Raw genomic sequence first — 13,248 nt, 5'->3', positions numbered from 1 at the left:
TGGTAAGTTGTCATGCCCGCTCACTGGCTCGCCGGCTCGTCGCCCACCAGGCGGGGAAGTGCTGTTCGCAGGAGAGTGAACAACCGCGGGCGTGCCTGTTCGCCGATCGCGGTCACCTCCTCGTGCGTCGGCACCAGCGGCTCTTCGGGAACTGCCCGGTTGGTCACGACCGAGAGTGCTGCGACCCGGAATCCAAGCGCTCGTGCCATGATCACTTCCGGCACTGTCGACATCCCGACGACGTCCGCTCCGGCCAACCGGAGCCAACGCAATTCAGCCGGGGTTTCGAACGTCGGCCCAGCCACCCACGCGTAGGTGCCCTCCGTGAGAGTGACCCCGCAGGACGCAGCAGTGGCCCGCAACGCGCTCCGCAGACCCGGATCGTACGCATCGCGCAAGCTGAAAAACTGCACCGGGCCAGCTGGTGGAACGAGCGGATGCTGGCCGGCCAGGCTGGGAACGGCCAGGTGATCGCGGACCAGGACCAGATCTCCCGGATTCAAGGACGGATTCAGGCCCCCCGCCGCGTTGGTGAGGAGCACACTGCGAACCGGCAACTTCGCGAGCATCGCGACCGGTGCCGCCACCTGAGCGGCCGTCAATCCCTGGTAGAGGTGATACCGTCCGAGACAGAGCCAGACTGGCACGCCGTCCCACCGCGCGAGCACCAGCTCACGTGCGTGTCCTGGCACGGCGGTCGCAGCGATTCCCGTCACCTCGTCCAGCACCACTCGCCCTTCGACGACGAGACCAGCTGGGAGCGCACCGAGGCCGGATCCGAGCACCACGAAAACGAGCGGAGCGAGTCCAGACTCAGCAGCGAGTTCCGCTGCGCGGTCAGCTGCTCGTTCCTGCCAGGGATGGAGCGGAATCCTCATCGCGCTCGCTTCCCTCACGACGGTCGAGCACGGCAGCTACCTCGGCTGACGGCAACGGGCCCGGCACGTGCGCACGGAGGGCAGCCTGGATCGTGGTTTCGATCTGGCTCCGGAGTTGCTGGCTCAATGCCCGCTGCTCCAGCGCTTCCCACCGATCAGCCAGAAGGAGACGCAAGGCTTTCACTGCGCCGACACTCAGCGGGATTTCCGACGACGCCTCAGTCACGCATGCGCCACAGACGACACCCCCGAGGTCCGGCACATACGCCAGCCGTCCCGGAACGAGGCGCTTTCCGCAGCGCGGGCAGACGAAGAGTTCTGGCTGGTAGCCGAGCAAGACGAGTAACCGCATCTCGAAGCGGCGAACGATCGGAAACGGATCGCGCCGGCTCGTGAGCAGACGGAAACTCTCGGCCAGTAGGTCATACAACGACGGCTGCGGATCGCCTTCCGCCGTCGCACGATCGGTGAGGTCAGCGAGATAGCCTGCCCAACCGACCCGCCAGGGATCCTGCCGGAGACCGGCATACGACTCGACCAGCTGTGCCTGGGTGACGATGTCCAGCTCGCGACCCCGGGCGAGCAGCACGTTGGTCCGGGCGAAGAGATCGAGGTGGCCAGCCAATCGACTCTGCGGCCGGCGCACTCCCTTGGCGACTGCTCTGATCTTCCCCACCTCTCGCGTGAAGAGCGTCAGGATCCGATCGGCTTCGCCCAGGTCTCGCCGGCGGAGCACCAGTGCTTCCACCCGGAAGAGCCGGATGCGCTCGCTCTCGCGTGAACGACGGCTCTCGCTCACGACACCGGGACTCCACGCTCCGGCCGAGCGACGAGTTCGGCCCAGCGCCGGGCACGCTCACGCAACGCTGCCCAATCCTGCTGCGCCACCAATTGGCGATCGACGAGATGACTACCCACTGCGACGGCGACTGCTCCGGCAGCCAGAAACGCTGGCGCAGTCTCGAGCGTCACACCGCCGGACGGGATGAGCTTCACTTGGGGCAACGGCGCGAGCACGTCCTTGAAGTAACTCGGTCCCGCCAGGCTCGCCGGGTTGACCTTGATGTAGTCCGCGCCCCATTCCCACGCCGTGAGGATTTCGGTCGGCGTGAAAGCACCGATCACGCTCGTGATCGCGTAGCGGCGGCAGATCTCGATCGTCTCCCGACGCAGCGTGGGCGTCACGATGAACTGGGCACCACTCAGCATGGCCTGGCGCGCGGTCTCGGCATCGAGGACCGTTCCGGCACCGACCAGGCAGAGGCCGTCGAACCGCCTCCGCACCTGTTCGATCGCCCGGCCTGCCTCACGATTCGTGTAGGTAAACTCGAGAACCCGCACGCCCCCGTCGTACAGTGCCTCCGCCAGTCGTTCGGCGCAGCTGAGATCGTCCAAACGGATGACGGCGATGAGCCGATAGGTTTCGATCCAGGTCACGAGCCGCCCCCTCTCCTGCTCGGGTACCATTCCTCGCGAAGATCGCCCCGTGCTCAGTGTAGCCGCCCGGGGCTGCCGGGAGTAGGAGCGGACGGGATGGCACAACGGTTCGGCTTGGTCGCAGCCCACGGCAAGCCCGAAGCGCAGGAGCTCGCCGAGGAAATCGAGCAGTGGCTCGCGGCCCACGCGTGCGACGTTGTCGGTGAAAGCGAGCTCGCTGAGACGTGGATGGGGCGTGACGTCATCATCGCGATCGGCGGCGACGGGCTGATCATGCGTGTCGCGCATTCGTACCCCGGCATCCCGATTCTCGGTATCAACGTGGGGCGCGTCGGCTTCCTGGCCCTGGCTGAGCGGGAGAACTGGCAGCGTGCACTCCAGGACCTGGTCGAAGGCCGGTACACCGTTCAGGAAGGGCCGACACTCGCCGTCCAGCTCGAACGACACGGTCAGACGCTCGTCGATTCCTGGGCGATCAATGACGTCGTCGTCCGCGCCGGCTACCAGCTGATCGAAGTCGAACTGTACGTCGATGGCCAGTTCGTCAATACCTACCCTGGGGATGGCATGATCGTCGCGACACCACAGGGAAGTACCGCCTACTGCATGGCCGCCGGTGGTCCGGTCTTGACCGCTGGAGTTCGCGGCTTCGCTGTGACGCCTATCTGCCCCCATTCCCCGATCCGTATCGCGCTCGTCGTACCGGAGCACGCGACGATCGAGCAGGTCTACCTCAGCGATCGCGAGGCGCGCTTGATCATCGACGGAGAAGCTGTGTCTGCACTCGAGCGAGGCGACCTCGTCCGTATCACCCGAGGTGTGCAGACATTCCGGCTCGTCGTACTGCCGGGGACGAATTTCTACGAGGCATTCCGGAGCAAGTTCAACTTTCAGATCCGGCCGGAAGCGCAGCCGAGCCGGGGAAACGATCGAGCTACTCCGTCAAGCGCGCGGTAGCTCGCTCGTATCCGGCTCTGCCGTTTCCTCGCGACGCGACCAGCCCGGCGGCAGAGTCGACTGCGGTCCTTCCGGAAAGGAGGACTCAGACCGACGCTCACGTAGCGACACCGTCCGCTCCAGCACGCGCTGGACCGCTTCGAGCGGTGTGCGCCGCTCGCGAACCGTGACGTCCGGCTCTTCGGCCGGCTGGACGGCGCCACAATAGGGACAACTCGGCCAGTCGAGTCGCAACAACCTCCCGCACGAGATACACAGCTGCTTGAGCGGCGTCCGGCAGAATGGGCAGAACTGGAAATCATCCTGTACTGGACGGCGGCAGGCAGGACAGCGGTCAACCGTCTCGAGGTCTTGAGCGAGGTATTCCTCCTCCAGCGCACGCTCGAATTGCTCATCGAGTGTTTCCCGGGGGCGCATCAGAAGGTAGAGCAGTGCACCAGGTACCGAAAAGAGCACGACGAGGAGCGTCGCGAAGATCTGCGCGATTACGCTCCGGGTACGCGTCTGGATATCCTGGAATGTCCACACGACGAGCGCGAACCAGAGTGCGAGGTAGTAGGCGCCGGCGAGCGCGAGGAGGAGGTGCGCTGCTTGCGCGATCACCTGTTCCATCGCATTCCCCCGCCTTCCTGCCTCACGGTACTCGCTCGAAGCGCTCAACCGGCACGACGAAGACGTTGGCGCCGCCGACTTCTACCTCGATCGGCTGGGGTACGAAAAACTCTCCCGACTCGACGATCGGGAGCAACGGGTTGACGTATTGCGTCCGCGTGTAGCAGTTGGCCTTGATCACTCGCAGCACATCGTGCAAGCGAGCAGCCTCGACACCGATCAAGACGGTGACGTTCTGCTCACGCAAGAAGCCACCAGTGCTGCTGATCCGTGTCGCCCGGAACCCCTCGGCCTGAAGCGCCTCGAGCAGCTTGTCGGCATCCCTGGCCTGCACGACAGCGATGACCAATTTCATCGAGGTCGTCATTTTCCTCGTCTCCCGCGTGCGAGCAGCCTCTCGACGGCCTGCCAGACGACGTCCGCAACTGCCTCCACCGGCATCGTGGCGTCGACGACCAGCCAGCGTGCCGGCTCTCGCTGTGCGGCAGCATGGTACCAGGCACGAACACGCTCGTGAAAACTCGCGACTTCCTGATCCAAACGTGTCAGCGGGGCATCAGCGGCCCGTCGTCGGCCCAACCCGATCTCGATCGGCACATCGAGCAGGATCGTGAGATCGGGCCAGAGATCACCTGTCGCGAACTGGTGCAACGCGCGTAACCACTTCTCGTCCAGTCCCCGCCCGGCTCCCTGGTAGGCGAGAGTCGAGTCGACGTATCGGTCACACACGACGAAACGCCCGTTCGCTAGTGCCGGACGGATCACCGTCCAGACGTGCTCAGCGCGCGCTGCAGTGAAGAGGAGAACCTCGGTCTCCGGGCGCATGGAAACGCCGGCGAGCAACCATTCCCGGACCGCCTCACCGACCGGTGTACCGCCCGGTTCTCGGGTGAGGAGGACAGGGACACCGTGCTCCTCGAGACGCGCAGCGAGCAACTGGCATTGCGTCGTCTTGCCCGCGCCTTCCGGTCCCTCGAACGTGACGAACCAGCTCACCAGCGTTCGTCCTCGCGGTAGATCTCGACACGTCGGAAGGGCTCACGCCCCCGGCTCCGCGATGCGAGGTTATACCGTTCGGCAAGCTGATGCTGGAGGCGCCGGATCCATGCTTCCTGTGGCTGGAGTTCGACACGCTCGCGTGTTCCCTGCAGTACCTGGTAGGCGGCAGCCTCCGCTTCCTCCATCGCTGCAGCGATCCGATCGTCCGGCGAATCGTCGCTCCCGTCGTCGGAGTTCCAGTTCTGCTCGTCGACGAAACGTTCCGGGAAGAGCGAGCGGAAGAGATTGGCCATTTGCTGCGTCGTATTACTGCGTAAAACGTAGACCGGGACGCCGCGCTGCTCCGCTTCGCGCAACACCTGCGGGCGCTTCCGGAAATAGTTCTTGAGCGTTACGACCGCATCCGCTTCCCGCGGCGTGCGCACGATCTCCACTGGGAGCATCAACTGCCGGATCACCTGCTCCAACCGATTCCGGCTGACACCGAACGGGAAGAGTCGCAGCGTCCGGCGGACCGGCTCCGCGGGAGTCGGTTCGCTTTCCGCCGCGACCGTCACGGCACGAGACGGCGCGGGTGTACCGGGTATGCGCTGGTAGGTTCGGCGCGGTCCTGCTGGCAACATCGAGCGCTCGGCCCGACGCTCTTGCCCGTGCAGCTCCTCGTACCAGATCGAGACGGTGCCATCCGGGTTGCGCTCGCGAATCTCGACACGCAACGGCTGTCCGCGCAGGATCGCATCGACCGCCGCCGCGACGTCACGGTGCACCGCCACCCGGTTCCGGGATTGAATCTCGACCAGGACACTGAAGGTCGGCGGCGCCTTGCGTTCGAGGATCGACTTCTGCGTGCCGCGCCGACGTGCCTCCTCGTCGCTCAACGTGACCGACTGGATGCCGCCGATCAGGTCGGAAAGAGTCGGATTCATCATGATGTTCTCGAGCGTATTCCCGTGCGCTGTCCCGATCAGCTGCACACCCCGTTCAGCGATCGTCCGCGCTGCCGCAGCCTCGAGTTCCGTCCCGATCTCGTCGATGACGATCACCTCGGGCATATGGTTCTCGACAGCCTCGATCATGACCGCATGCTGGAGACTCGGTGTGGGCACCTGCATGCGGCGCGCACGACCGATCGCCGGGTGCGGGATATCGCCGTCGCCAGCGATCTCGTTGCTCGTATCCACGACGATGACGCGCTTGCGGAGATCATCCGCGAGGACTCGTGCTGTCTCGCGGAGCATCGTCGTCTTACCAACACCCGGTCGGCCCAGGAGCAAGATGCTCTCGCCGGACTCGATCAGATCCCGGATGATCGCGACCGTACCGTAGACCGCGCGTCCGATCCGGCAGGTCAACCCGACGATCTCGCCCGAACGCGACCGGATGGCCGAAATCCGGTGCAGTGTCCGTTCGATACCAGCCCGATTGTCATCCCCAAAGCGGCCGATCCGCGAGGCAACGTACGCGATATCTTCGCGCGTTATCTCGCGGTCAGCGAGATAAACCTCGCGATCCTCGAACCGCGCTTCGGGACGCCGACCGAGATCGAGCACGATCTCGAGCAACTTCGCACGGTCCTCAGGATTGTTGTATTGCTGGAGCGCTTCGACGATATCCGGCGGCAGGACTGCCAGCAAGTCCTCCAGATTGTCAGTGATCGTCTGTTCCGGCACTGCGGGAACTGTCGTCATTGCCTTCGTCACGGTTCGCGTACTTGACCTCCTCTTCGAGTCGTTCAGTCTCGTCGCACCCGTTCGATGATGGCGACCTTCGGACGGTCACGACGATACAACACACGTGGCGCATCGGCGAGCACAGCCAGACGAGCCGCTTCTTCCGTTGTCTTCCAAGCGCGCACTCGTCGGACCGTGTAGCGCGCGACCCAGACTCGTGCTTCGATCGGTTCGAAGCCGAGCCCTTCGAGCAGTGGTCGCGCAGCGGACTCGTCCTCCGGAAGGATCATCAGGATCTCATCATGTGGACGAGCACAGCGGGCGACTGCATAGCGCACCAGCCGGACGGCATCCTCCACTGCCTGGTCGTCAGCGAGGAACTCGATCACATGCCGGTGCCGGCGCGAGCGCACGCGGCAGTACGCTGACAAGCCGGCCTCTCCAGTGAAGAGAAATCCACGGATCCGCCAACCAGCCCGCCGACCGATCTGCCAGGTCGCGCGGTTCCGCGCTTCCGCATACTGAACCGGCCGGGGCGTCGACCGCTCGTAGAGACGCTGCACTTCCCAGGAATCGATTGTGTCTTGCACCCGGATCGATGACTCAGGGTCCCCCGTTTCCAGGGGTGCTCTCGCCGCCAGCAAGACAACACGACGGAACGGTGTGAAGCCCGCTTCCTGCCACCAGGCGAGGACGTCCGGCTGATCAGCCACGAGCGTATGGAGACGGATCACACCGTGCGCTCCGGCCTCGTGAGCGATCGCCTCGAGCAGATCCACTCCACGTTCCAGTTTCTCCGGCGGCACGACCAGGCGCGCGACGAACCAGTGGTCATGACTCGGCTCGGCGACCACCTGCGCGAACACCGCAGGCTGCCCCCGGAGGAGAAACAGACGCTCGCTCGTCGAGCGGAGCGCTGCGCCGATGAGCCCGCGGATCAACGGGGGCTGGAACACCGCTGGCAGCCCCACGAGATCGCCGCTGAGCACTCGAGAACCGCCCGGTGGATTCGAAATCGTGGTCGTGAGGTTCCGTCGCCAGAACACGGTGCGGCCCCCTCCCGCGCTGTTACAGCGCGCGTCGCCCAGCCAGAGCTCGTCCGAGCGTTACCTCATCGGCGTACTCCAGATCGCCCCCCACGGGCAGACCACTCGCTGGCCGGGTCACGGTCACACCGAGCGGGATGAGCTGCCGCGCCAGGTACATCGCTGTCGCGTCACCTTCGATGTTCGGATTCAGTGCCAGGATCACCTCGCTCGGACGCTCTCGCTGCACGCGCTCGAGAAGCTCCCGAATCCGCAGGCGCTCGGGACCGATCCCGTCAACCGGCGAGATCACACCATGCAGCACATGGTAGACGCCGTGGTACGCGCCAGTTCGCTCGAGCGCGAGCACGTCCAACGGATCTTCGACGACACAGATCGTCTGCTGATCGCGAGCCGGATCGACGCAGATCGGACAGGGATCGGTGTCGGTCAGATTGAAGCATCGCGAGCAGAATTGGACACGCTCCTTGACTTCGATGATCGCCTGCGCGAGTGCCAACGCCTCCTCGCGTGGGCTCCGCAACAGGTGGTAGGCCAAGCGCGATGCCGTCTTCGGACCGATTCCGGGAAGCTTCGCGAACTCGTCGATGAGCCGAGCGATCGGCTCGGCCGGCCCTCTCGTGCGCACAATCACCTCGGTCGCCGCCCGGCAAAACGTGCGTTCACACTCACCAGTATACCAGACTGCTCACCTGTCCTCCGGGTCAGTCCTCCCCGAGGTACACCATGCGCCCACGCGCGCCATCGGCCGGGCCGACGATCCCTTCGGCCTCCAGTTGCTCCATGATGCGCGCTGCCCGGTTGTACCCGATCCGAAGGCGACGCTGGAGCAATGACGTCGAGGCTGCCCCGAGTTGGCGAACCAGTTGCCGAGCCTGCTCGAGGAGCGGATCCTCGGCGTGCGTCGGCTCCGTAGTGGCCTCTTCGAGGTCGAGCCAGGTCGGGTCGTACTGGGGCACGGGGTACAGCCGGCGCCAGTGATCGACGACGTATTCCAGATCGCGGTCATCGATGAACGAGCCTTGAATCCGGAGCGGCCGGGGAGCGTCCGGTGGCAGATAGAGCATGTCGCCGCGCCCGAGCAGGCGTTCGGCCCCGGGCATGTCGAGGATGACGCGGCTATCGGTCTGCGACGTCACCGCGAACGCGATCCGGGCCGGCACATTGGCTTTGATGAGACCGGTCAGAACGTCCACGGATGGCCGCTGCGTCGCGATGAGGAGGTGGATACCGGTCGCGCGCGCCATCTGGGCCAACCGGACGAGGAGCGTCTCCACTTCATCGGGCGTCGTCAGCATGAGGTCAGCCAGCTCGTCGATGATCACCACGAGGTACGGAAGCGGCTCGAGCGAGGGATCCTCCTCGCGTCGCAGCCGGTACCCCTCCAGATTCCGTACCCCCAGCTGGGCGAAGCGTTCATAACGGCGCTCCATCTCCTGGAGCACCCGCCGCAGCGCTCCGACCACCAGCCCCATGTCGGTGACGACCGGCCGTTTCAGATGCGGCACTCCATCGTAGCCAGCCAGTTCCACCTTCTTCGGATCGATCAGGAGCATTTGCAGCTCGTCCGGCCGCCGGGTGAGGAGAAACGTCGCGATGATGCCATTGATGCAGACCGACTTTCCTGATCCGGTCGCACCAGCGATCAAGAGATGCGGCATGCGCGTGAGATCGGCAACCACATACTCCCCGTGCACGTCGCGGCCGAGTGCGAGCGGGAGGCGCGCCCGCGAGCGCTGGAACGCCGGGGACTCCAGCACCTCGCGCAAGCCGACGGTCGAAATCGCCGCATTCGGCACCTCGATGCCGACACGCGCCATGCCCGGAACCGGTGCTTCGATCCGGATCGCTGGTGCCGCGAGCGCGAGTGCGAGATCGTTCTGGAGTTCGGTGATACGCCGCACCTTGACGCCCGGCCCAGGCTCGAGCGTGAACAACGTCACCGCTGGGCCAGGATAGATTTCCCGCACCCGGGCATCCACTCGGAAATTCGCCAGCGTTTCCTGGATGATCGCCGCTTTCCGCTCCAGTTCCTCCGCATCCGGCAGACTCGTCGCGTATTGCTGCAGGCGGCTGATATCGGGTAGCACGTCATCACCGCCGATCGGATTACCCGCGGCTTCCGGCGCGGTGTCCTCAGCCCCGGTGGCCACCACAGACTCGCCTCGCCCGCTCCTTCCGCCACCCCCGCGCCGATTCCGCGCCCGCGCTGATCCGGTGTGGCGAGTCGCCGCGATCACCGGGCGCGTCATCGCGAACTCCGTCGTGTCGACCGCCCCCTCTCGTTCCGATCCTCGGGAAGGCGACTGCTGCTCTCCTTCCTGAACCGGAGGCCGCCACGACCGCACTGCTCCGAGCAGTCTCGCGACACGAGCCGTTCCCTGACCGAGCGTGCGGAGGTCCACTCCAGCGAAGAGAGTCACCCCGGCTACCCCGAGCACCAGAGCCAGCACTCCGAAACCGATCTCCCCACCGATCAGCCGCAACACGGCTGCGACCCCGGCACCGAGGTACCCACCCGCCTCCTCGACCCGATCCACGGCTCGTGCATCGAGCAACGCAACGGCACCGGCGATGTATAGGAATATCCCCAACGCCCGCCGCAGCGTCGCCTGCCGGCTCTGCGCTGCCAGGAGTTCCAGGGCTCCCCAGAAGAAAACCAGCGGCACTACGATCGCGCCACGCCCGAACAGCCAGCGGCAGGCTTCCGCAACCAGACCGATCAGCCCCGTTCGCTGCTCGGCACCGAACAAGGCGAGCGCCAGCAGAACACCGAGCGTCGCGAGGAAGAGGCCAGCGAGGTCGCGGGGCAGCCGGCGCGGCACGTGAGCGAGTCCACGCGCCACGCGCCCGAGTAACCATGGGAGCAGCTGACTCCCGCCTCTCTCCGATCGCACCTCGCGCGCCTCGCCCCGCTTTCGCCCTTGCGACCGCCCTCGCGCCATCGCTTCCTCCCGCGTCCGTTCGCGTGTCCGTACGGAGTATAGCAACGTCTCAGAAGAGGCGCATCTGCTGTGGCTGTTCTTCCGGTTGCGCGTCAGCCGTGGTCGTCTCGGCACGGACCTGGGCGAGGATCTCACCGAGCTTCTCGAAATCCTTCTCGACGAGCTCTTTGAGTGCGGGCTGGTGCAAGGCTGCTGCGGGATGGTACATCGGCACGACCACGTACTCACCGATCCGGCGAGCTTGCCCGTGAATGCGCGAGATCTTCTCGTTCGGGAACCAGCGGGCCATCGAGTACCGACCGAGCGTGACGATGATGCGTGGACGAATCACGGCCAGCTGCTCGTCGAGATACGGCGCGCAGGCCGCGATCTCGTCGGGCAACGGATCGCGATTCCCCGGCGGCCGGCACTTCACGACGTTCGTGATATACACCTCCTCGCGGCGCAAGCCTGCTCGCTGGAGCAGTTCGTTGAGGAACTGGCCAGCGGCACCGACGAACGGGCGCCCCTGCCGGTCTTCGTGATACCCCGGGGCCTCCCCGATGAACATGACCTCCGCGCGTGGATTCCCTTCGCCCGGTACCGCCTGTGTCCGCGTACGCCAGAGATCACAGCGGGTACAAGCTCGCACCCGCGCTGCGATCTCCTCCAGGCGCTCCTCGACGCTCCGCTCCTGCGCTTCTCTCCGCTCCTCGCTCACTTCGCGCTCCTCTCACTCGTGCTGACGTCCTCTTTCCGAACCGGCGCATGCACCGCCAGCGCAGTCACCGGTAGCCCACGGGCGTAGCGAACGACCGCGCACCAGTCGATCGGCTCATCCAGCTGGATGACGGTCGGATCGTCCTGATGCTCGCGCAGCCAGCGTGCGACGATCGAGGCTGCATCGAGCGTCTCCTGATCCAGGAGCCACGGTGGAGCCGCCCGTGCACGCTCCCACGCAGCCCGCAAGCGCGCTGCGACGTCTTCGTCCGTTTCTTCGCAGGCCGCGACGACTCGTGCCCACAACCGACCGCCGACGACCAGGAGAAAGGCGCGGCCCCCGGTCTCCGGGCAGGGAGTCACGATCAGGCATGGGCGCGCGGTCAGTGAGTCCCGCACCAGACGATGTGCGATGACGAGTTCCTGGCTGCGTCGCAGGAGATCGCGCAGTCGTGCCGCACGCTCGAAGTCGAGTCGCTCGGCAGCGTCGACCAGAAGCTGCTGCACACGGGCGACGATCGCCTCGGTCTCTCCATTCAGGTAGCGGAGCGCCGCGTCGACGAGGGCACGGTAGGCATCCGGATCGACTCGCCCCGTGCAGGGACCGATGCAGCGGCCGAGCGTCAGCTGCAGACACGGACGCCCGTAGGAACGGGCGTCCCGAAACGACCGATGGCATGTCCGCAACGGCAGGACTGTGTGCAAGAGCTCCACGACCGCTCGCGCCGCCGCCGTGCTCCGGAACGGTCCGACGTACACGGCACCGTCGTCGCCGCGCTCGCGCGCCAGGACGATCCGTGGCCAGGGGCGCCCGAGCTCGACCTTCACGTACGGGTACGCCTCATGGTTGCGAAGCTGTGTATTGTAGGGCGGCTTGTAGCGCTGGATGAACTGGCTTTCGAGCAACAATGCTTCCAGCTCCGAACCGACGACGACCGTCTCGAGTTCGGCCACCGACTCCAGGAGACCGTCCATCTTGCGCGTGTAACCGAGCGGTTGCGCGAAGTAGGAGCGGAGCCGTTGCCGCAGGTTGCGCGCCTTGCCCACGTAGAGGACTCGCCCCAGGCCGTCCCGCATCAGATACACCCCAGGCGATTCGGGCACACCGTCCAGCAACGCGCGATCCAGAACCGCTCGGCCACGGGCGACCGCTTCGACGACGATGGGACGCTGCACCGGTGGCGACGGCACGTCACCGGGCACGCGCAGCCCGGCCGCTTCCGCACGTTCGATGAGCCGCAAGTAAAGCGCTGCCGTCGCTTCGGCATCCGGCAAGGCACGGTGCCGGATCACCCGCTCGATCCCGAGGCTGCGACAGACCGAGTCGAGATCGAAGCGACCGTTTCCTGGTAAGAGCGCTCGAGCGAGCGGCAGCACATCGAGGGCCGGATTCGCGAGCGGTCCCTGGCCCAGTCGGCGCAACTCGAAGTTCAGGAAATCGAGATCGAATCCGAGGTTGTAGCCAATAATCACGCTGTCTCCCAAGAACGCGCGCAGCGCCGCCGCGACATCGGCGAACGGGACAGCCGTGAGCAGGTCCTCGTCGCGAATCCCGGTCAGCCGGACGATGTAGGAAGGCAGTCGCCGCTGCGGGTTCACCAGGACCGAAAAGCGCTCGACACAGCGCCCTTCCTCGAAGCGCGCGGCACCGATCTCGATCACCCGGTGCCGGGTGGGGCGAAGACCGGTCGTTTCGACGTCGACGGCCACGAATGTCCGCGGCCAGCACTCATCGAGCGCGACCGGACGGTGGCGCAACGCCCATGTCCCGTCGGCTCGGCGCACCAGATCCTCTTCGCTCGCGAGCAGCTGCGCGAGGAACGGAGCCCACAAGCGCCGATTCCCGACCGATCCGAAGAGGGCCTCGACGAGCTGCTCCTCGCTGGCGATACCACCGTTGCCGAGCAGGATTTCCCGCGCGCGGCCTCGCAATCGATCGTAGGCGCTCGAAACCGGCTCGCTGGCCATCCCTGGCTCCTCACCCGCACCCCCAGGTATGGTACCC

Annotated in this window: 13 protein-coding genes; 1 reads left to right on the top strand and 12 read right to left on the bottom strand. The window is 65.7% G+C overall.

What is annotated here, in order from left to right; all coding sequences use genetic code 11:
• Positions 1 to 20 precede the first annotated feature (20 nt).
• From OO015_RS07460 to OO015_RS07450, 3 genes are read right to left on the bottom strand one after another with little or no spacing between them, the layout of a single operon-like run.
• Positions 21 to 878, bottom strand: a complete 858-nt coding sequence (locus OO015_RS07460) for a purine-nucleoside phosphorylase (RefSeq protein ID WP_265940608.1) — start codon at positions 876 to 878, stop codon at positions 21 to 23.
• The gene (gene recO / locus OO015_RS07455) at positions 838 to 1,677 is read right to left on the bottom strand and encodes a DNA repair protein RecO (protein WP_265940607.1); all 840 of its coding nucleotides are present in this window, start codon (positions 1,675 to 1,677) and stop codon (positions 838 to 840) included. The genes OO015_RS07460 and recO overlap by 41 nt, the downstream gene beginning before the upstream one ends.
• Complete coding sequence (locus tag OO015_RS07450; RefSeq protein WP_265940606.1) at positions 1,674 to 2,315, bottom strand: bifunctional 4-hydroxy-2-oxoglutarate aldolase/2-dehydro-3-deoxy-phosphogluconate aldolase; 642 nt, start codon at positions 2,313 to 2,315, stop codon at positions 1,674 to 1,676. The genes recO and OO015_RS07450 overlap by 4 nt, the downstream gene beginning before the upstream one ends.
• Positions 2,316 to 2,411: 96 nt before the next feature.
• On the opposite strand from OO015_RS07450, the gene OO015_RS07445 reads away from it, so the two are divergent.
• Positions 2,412 to 3,272, top strand: a complete 861-nt coding sequence (locus tag OO015_RS07445; RefSeq protein WP_265940605.1) for an NAD(+)/NADH kinase — start codon at positions 2,412 to 2,414, stop codon at positions 3,270 to 3,272.
• Here OO015_RS07445 and OO015_RS07440 read toward each other — a convergent pair.
• The 9 genes from OO015_RS07440 to OO015_RS07400 all read right to left on the bottom strand — a co-directional run bounded on the left by OO015_RS07440 (position 3,258) and on the right by OO015_RS07400 (position 13,211).
• Entirely contained in the window at positions 3,258 to 3,884 is a 627-nt protein-coding gene (locus OO015_RS07440) for a zinc ribbon domain-containing protein (protein ID WP_265940604.1), read from the bottom strand. The two genes, OO015_RS07445 and OO015_RS07440, sit on opposite strands and share 15 nt — an antisense overlap.
• Positions 3,885 to 3,906: 22 nt before the next feature.
• Positions 3,907 to 4,239, bottom strand: a complete 333-nt coding sequence (locus tag OO015_RS07435; protein WP_416236595.1) for a cyclic-di-AMP receptor — start codon at positions 4,237 to 4,239, stop codon at positions 3,907 to 3,909.
• 8 nt (positions 4,240 to 4,247) lie between these two features.
• Complete coding sequence (tmk, locus tag OO015_RS07430; RefSeq protein ID WP_265940602.1) at positions 4,248 to 4,880, bottom strand: dTMP kinase; 633 nt, start codon at positions 4,878 to 4,880, stop codon at positions 4,248 to 4,250.
• The gene (locus tag OO015_RS07425; protein ID WP_265940601.1) at positions 4,877 to 6,571 is read right to left on the bottom strand and encodes a R3H domain-containing nucleic acid-binding protein; all 1,695 of its coding nucleotides are present in this window, start codon (positions 6,569 to 6,571) and stop codon (positions 4,877 to 4,879) included. Before OO015_RS07425 ends, tmk begins: the two co-directional genes overlap by 4 nt.
• Positions 6,572 to 6,615: 44 nt before the next feature.
• On the bottom strand, positions 6,616 to 7,599 hold the full coding sequence (locus tag OO015_RS07420) for a hypothetical protein (RefSeq protein WP_265940600.1): 984 nt from the start codon (positions 7,597 to 7,599) through the stop codon (positions 6,616 to 6,618).
• Positions 7,600 to 7,621: 22 nt separating this feature from the next.
• Positions 7,622 to 8,233 carry a recombination mediator RecR gene (recR, locus tag OO015_RS07415; protein ID WP_416236571.1) on the bottom strand — a complete coding sequence of 204 codons (612 nt, stop codon included), beginning with the start codon at positions 8,231 to 8,233 and terminating at the stop codon, positions 7,622 to 7,624.
• 70 nt (positions 8,234 to 8,303) lie between these two features.
• Positions 8,304 to 10,544: an FtsK/SpoIIIE family DNA translocase gene (locus OO015_RS07410; protein WP_265940598.1), complete on the bottom strand. Its 2,241-nt coding sequence runs from the start codon at positions 10,542 to 10,544 to the stop codon at positions 8,304 to 8,306.
• Between the two features lie 49 nt (positions 10,545 to 10,593).
• Entirely contained in the window at positions 10,594 to 11,244 is a 651-nt protein-coding gene (locus OO015_RS07405; protein WP_265940597.1) for a uracil-DNA glycosylase, read from the bottom strand.
• Complete coding sequence (locus OO015_RS07400; RefSeq protein WP_265940596.1) at positions 11,241 to 13,211, bottom strand: exonuclease domain-containing protein; 1,971 nt, start codon at positions 13,209 to 13,211, stop codon at positions 11,241 to 11,243. Before OO015_RS07400 ends, OO015_RS07405 begins: the two co-directional genes overlap by 4 nt.
• Positions 13,212 to 13,248 lie beyond the last annotated feature (37 nt).

It is taken from the genome of Thermomicrobium sp. 4228-Ro (assembly GCF_026241205.1).
Lineage (GTDB): Bacteria > Chloroflexota > Chloroflexia > Thermomicrobiales > Thermomicrobiaceae > Thermomicrobium.
Note: the sequence above shows the minus strand (reverse complement) of the source record. Positions and strands in the feature narration are given on the sequence as shown.